This is a genomic window from Caballeronia sp. BR00000012568055 (assembly GCF_029439455.1).
Taxonomy (GTDB): Bacteria; Pseudomonadota; Gammaproteobacteria; order Burkholderiales; family Burkholderiaceae; genus Caballeronia.
The window spans coordinates 1-4,728 of the sequence record NZ_JAQFVG010000045.1; the positions used below are offsets into that span (position 1 = coordinate 1).

At 62.0% G+C, this 4,728-nt stretch carries 6 protein-coding genes; 5 read left to right on the plus strand and 1 reads right to left on the minus strand.

All coding sequences use genetic code 11. The annotated features are described in order from the left end of the window. The 3 genes from P7F28_RS03715 to P7F28_RS03725 all read left to right on the plus strand — a co-directional run. Positions 1 to 200 (plus strand): hypothetical protein (locus tag P7F28_RS03715; RefSeq protein WP_277183092.1); only part of this gene is annotated, 200 nt, incomplete at its 5' end. Beyond that, the gene (locus P7F28_RS03720; protein WP_277183093.1) at positions 197 to 1,993 is read left to right on the plus strand and encodes a ShlB/FhaC/HecB family hemolysin secretion/activation protein; all 1,797 of its coding nucleotides are present in this window, start codon (positions 197 to 199) and stop codon (positions 1,991 to 1,993) included. The genes P7F28_RS03715 and P7F28_RS03720, both read left to right, overlap by 4 nt. A gap of 154 nt (positions 1,994 to 2,147) precedes the next feature. Beyond that, entirely contained in the window at positions 2,148 to 2,426 is a 279-nt protein-coding gene (locus tag P7F28_RS03725) for a hypothetical protein (protein ID WP_277183094.1), read from the plus strand. Positions 2,427 to 2,493: 67 nt separating this feature from the next. Here P7F28_RS03725 and P7F28_RS03730 read toward each other — a convergent pair whose 3' ends face one another. After that, positions 2,494 to 2,922: a VOC family protein gene (locus P7F28_RS03730; RefSeq protein ID WP_277183095.1), complete on the minus strand. Its 429-nt coding sequence runs from the start codon at positions 2,920 to 2,922 to the stop codon at positions 2,494 to 2,496. A gap of 109 nt (positions 2,923 to 3,031) precedes the next feature. On the opposite strand from P7F28_RS03730, the gene P7F28_RS03735 reads away from it, so the two are divergent. Together P7F28_RS03735 and P7F28_RS03740 are read left to right on the plus strand one after the other, a co-directional pair. Then, positions 3,032 to 3,961 carry a LysR family transcriptional regulator gene (locus tag P7F28_RS03735; RefSeq protein WP_277183096.1) on the plus strand — a complete coding sequence of 310 codons (930 nt, stop codon included), beginning with the start codon at positions 3,032 to 3,034 and terminating at the stop codon, positions 3,959 to 3,961. 26 nt (positions 3,962 to 3,987) lie between these two features. Next, a partial coding sequence (locus tag P7F28_RS03740) for an FUSC family protein (RefSeq protein WP_277183097.1) occupies positions 3,988 to 4,728 on the plus strand: 741 nt, incomplete at its 3' end.

Sequence of the window (4,728 nt, forward strand, 5' to 3'; positions counted from 1 at the left end):
CTTCGGTCATAAAACGGTATTTCCCTTATCGTCTCATGACCTCGGCACACGGAAAATCTGACAGGCTCGACAACTCCGACTGTTTAGCCCGCAAATCCCCCCATCTGCCAAATTTCGTCACTTCCCCAACCGCCGCCAAAAACCAAGGTAAAAATACCGCCCACACTACGCACACGGCCATCGCTTCCCTAAGCACATGAAGTACACCACGCGGCTAACAGCCACACTGATGCTGGCTTGCGCCTCGCTCGCAGTGAACGCCCAGCGCGCGCCCACTGCCGCCGACGAAGCCGCGGCCCTTCGCGCCAACGCACAGCAGAACCAACAACTCCAGCAACAACGCGATGCGGAGCAACGCGACGCCACTGTTCAGGCTCCCGCCATCCGCTCCGCCACATCTGATGAAGCGGTATTCCCGCTGCTTGCACCGGAAAGCCCGTGCTTTCGCATCGACACATTCGCGCTGGAAGTTCCTCCGACCTTGCCCGATGCCGTCCGCACGAAAGGGGCGTCGGCTTTACCGCTCGATCGTTTCGCTTTTGCGCGTGAATGGCTCGATCACTATCGCGGCTTGTGCATCGGCAAGACGGGCGTCAACGTGCTCACCAAAGGTCTGCAACAGGCGATTCTCAGCCGCGGTCTGATCACCACGCGCGTGCTTCTGCCCGAGCAGGATCTTTCGACGGGCACGCTCCGGCTATCGCTGGTGCCCGGCACCGTTCACGAAGTGCGCATCGTCGAAGCCGATGCACGCGGCACCTGGAAATCCGCGTTTCCCACGCGCGCCGGCGATCTGCTCGATCTTCGCGATCTCGAACAAGGTCTCGAGCAGATGAAGCGCGTCGCCAGTCAGGACGTCGATATGAAAATCGAGCCGACCAGCACGCCGGGCGAAAGCGATGTCGTCATCAGCGTCAAGCGTGCAAAGCCCTGGAGCGTGGTGGCATCGATCGATAATTCGGGCAGCCGCGCGACCGGCAAGCTGCAAGGCAATCTGAGCCTCGGTATCGACAATCTGCTCGGCCTCAACGATATCTTCAGTATCGGCGCGAATCAGGACTTGTATCTCGCCGATCACAACCTCGGTTCGCACGGCTTCAACGGCTCGTATTCGGTGCCGTGGGGCTACTGGACTGCCACGCTGTTCGGCAATACGAACACGTACTATCAGCAGATCGCGGGCGCGAATCAGACCTTCGTATCGAGCGGCAATTCGCAGACGGCGGGTTTCAAACTGCAACGCGTGCTGCGCCGCAGTCAGAGTGATGTATTGGGAAGCTATGTTCAGTTATCCAAACGTTTCGGCGACAGTTTTATCAACGACACCGAAATGGAGCTTCAGGCGCGCAATAACACCTTTTTCGAAGCGGGACTGACCGATCGCCATTACTTCGGCAACGCTCAGTTCGACGGCACGTTCGCCTTCAGACAAGGTATCGGCGCTTTCGGCGCGCGGTCGGATCCGCGTCTTCCGTACGATCCCCAGATCGCGCCGACGGACCCGACGAAGCCCGCCGATCCGACGTATCGCTTTCATATGGCCGTGATGGACTTGAATCTGTCGGTGCCGTTCGCCGTGGGCGAGCAAAGTTTGCGCTATGTCGGCACCGTGCATGGCCAGTACACCGGCAATCAGCTTTACTACCTCGACGATCTGTCCATCGGCAGCCGTTACACGGTGCGCGGTTTCGGCGGCGAACAGATGCTCGCGGCCGAGCGAGGTTTTTATTGGCGCAACGAGTTGCAGGCATCGATCGGGAAGACGGGGCAATCGCTTTATGCGGGCCTGGACTATGGCCGCGTGTTCGGGCCGAATACGGCGTTTCTCGCGGGCACGCAGTTGGCGGGCGCGGTGATCGGCATTCGCGGCGGCGTGCCGTCGAAGATTGCGGGCTTCAGTTACGACCTGTTCGCGGGTACGCCGATCTATAAGCCAGCCGGGTTCGAAACGTCGCGCGTGACGGTCGGGTTTCAGATGACGGCGCAGTTTTGAAAGGCAAATCGTCAGACCGTGGCACACCACCTGCTGATAACTCAACGCGACCGGCCGCCTTCATCGAATCGAAGATGAACATGAACATGGCGGCCAGCAGGCAGAACACGCTGCACGAATCGCATTTTTCGAACTGTCATCAGGAGCTGTCGATATGAAACGATTCGCCATTTCGTGCGCCGCGGGCGCATTCGCTCTCGTGTGTGCATCCGCGTTCGCGCAGGACAATCCGCCGAGCTCGAGCACCGGTCTGCAAGCCGGCGACAACGCGCAGACCACCACGCAAGGTCCCGGCACGCACAAGCACAAGTCTTCGTCACACACGAAGAAAAGCGGCAGCACCATGAGTTCCGGCCAGTCGATGCAACCCGGCGGCACGGCCACGCCGGGCGGTCCGGGCGCACCGGTCACCGCCAGCGGCTCAGGCAAGTAAAAAGCGCAAGTAAGAAGCAAAAAGGGACGCTCCAAAGGCGTCCCTTTTACTTAGCAAGGCCCAAAACTTATTTGGCAAACAACGACGACATATCTGCGAACGCCTTGATTTCCACGGCATTGCCCGACGGATCGAGGAAGAACATCGTTGCCTGCTCACCGACTTCGCCTTTGAAGCGCACATACGGTTCGATCACGAACTTCGTACCCGCCGCCTTCAATTTCTCCGCCAATTCTTCCCACTGCGGAATCGACAAAACAGCGCCGAAGTGACGCACCGGCACCGCGTGATCGTCCACGCTGCTGGTCGTGTGATGGCCGACTTCGTCCGGCGCCAGATGCGCGACGATCTGATGTCCGTAAAAATTGAAATCCACCCATTGGTCGGAACTGCGCCCTTCTGGGCAGCCGAGCAGTTCGCCGTAAAACTCGCGCGCGGCCTCGAGGCTGTGAACGGGAAAAGCGAGGTGGAACGGCGGCATAGCGGCTTGCGTCATGGGTGTTCTCATCGAATGTGGGGAAACGGTACGTCAGTGTATTCACAAATAATCGTGTTGAAAAACGATATATTGCGGATCTGACCTCCAATTTTTTCGATGAATCACGATGCTGCGCGAACTTCAGACTTTCATCGCGGTGGCGCAATACGGCACGTTTGCGGGCGCGGGCACGCGCATCGGGCTGACGCAATCGGCTGTCAGCGCGCAGATGCAGCGGCTCGAAGCGCATCTCGGTTTCGCGCTGTTCGACCGCACGGGCCGCTCCGCCACGCTCAACAAGGCCGGCAAACGTACGCTCGAACTCGCCGATGAACTCATCGCCCTGTACGCGCGTCTGGCGGAACCGGAAGGCGCGGACGGGCGCGGCGGCGCGCTGAGCGTGGGCGCGATTGCATCGGCGCATGCGTCGCTGTTGCCGGATGCCATCGGCGCGTTCCGGCGCGTGCTGCCCGCGTGGCGTATCCGGCTGGTGCCGGGTGTATCGCTCAATCTGCTCGCTCAGGTCGATGCCGGCGAAATGGACATGGCCGTAATGATCCGCCCGCCGTTCTCGCTGCCGTCGGAATTGCGCTGGCATACGCTGGCGGCCGAGCCGTTCGTGCTGCTCGTGCCTGCATCGGTGGCGAAAAAGGGCGCATCGTGGCGCGAACTGATCGAATCGGAACCGTTTATTCGATACGACCGCCGCTCGTTCGGCGGCCGTCAGGTCGAGACTTTTCTGCGCAAGCAGCGCCTCGCCGTACGCGATGCGATCGAAGTGGACGAATTGCCGGGCATCGCGCAACTGGTGGCGCGCGGGCTGGGCGTGGCGCTGCTGCCGGTGTCCGACGGCGTCGGTGCGTGGCCGCGCGGCGTGAGCGCGCTCGATCTCGGCGACGACACGTTTCATCGTGAGATCGGACTCGTGGAGCGCACGCGGCGCGGCCGGCAGGATGCGGCGGCGCGGCTGGCGGACTGTATTGTCGAAGCGGCGGCACGAAATACATCGATTGCGAAAACACCGCCTAGAATGCCTTCCAGAAGCGGTCGCCGTTGATCGCCAATCTCCACGGCCTCGAACAGATGAGCGACGGGCAGCAACCACTCAGTACGACGAAAGCAGCAGGCGCAGCGCTGGCGTGGCTCGATCGTGTCGATCCGGGCACGCACAGGCGCATCAAAGGGCTGCGGCTCGTCACCGCGTACGGCATTGCGGCGGCGCTCGGTTCGCTGCACGACGTCACGCGCGATGTGCCCGCAAGCGTGTCGGTCGGCATGCTCGCGGCGACGTTCGCGTTGTGGGCGAGCGTGTCCGAAGCGCGATCGACACGCGCCGAATCCAGCCGCGATCTCGCCGTGCTGTGCCTCGCCGCGGCATTCGGCGCATTCATGTTTGCGCTGGTCGGACCGACGTTCCGCAGCTTCGGGCGCGGCGGCGCGGAACTCGTTCTCGTCAGCGGCGCGTTTCTGGCAGGCTATCTGAAGCGCTATGGCGCGACGGGCGCGGGCGTCGGATCGCAGTTCTACATCGGCGAGTTGGTGGGCTTTTCGATGAACCTCACCCTCGCCGATACCCACGCGATCCTGCTGGCCGCCGTCATCGGCATGATCGCGTCGGTGGTGCCGCGCGTGCTGAGCGGACCCGCCGAGCATCCGATCGTGCTGCCCGCGCTGGCATCCGAACCGGCGTACGGGCGCGGCGCGGTATCGCCCGCATTCGTGATGGGTTTGCAGGCGGCGTGCGGCTCGCTGATCGTGGTGCTTCTCAACGCGACGATCGGGTTGGCGGAATCGGCGTGGGCGATCACCGCGTGTGTGTACGTG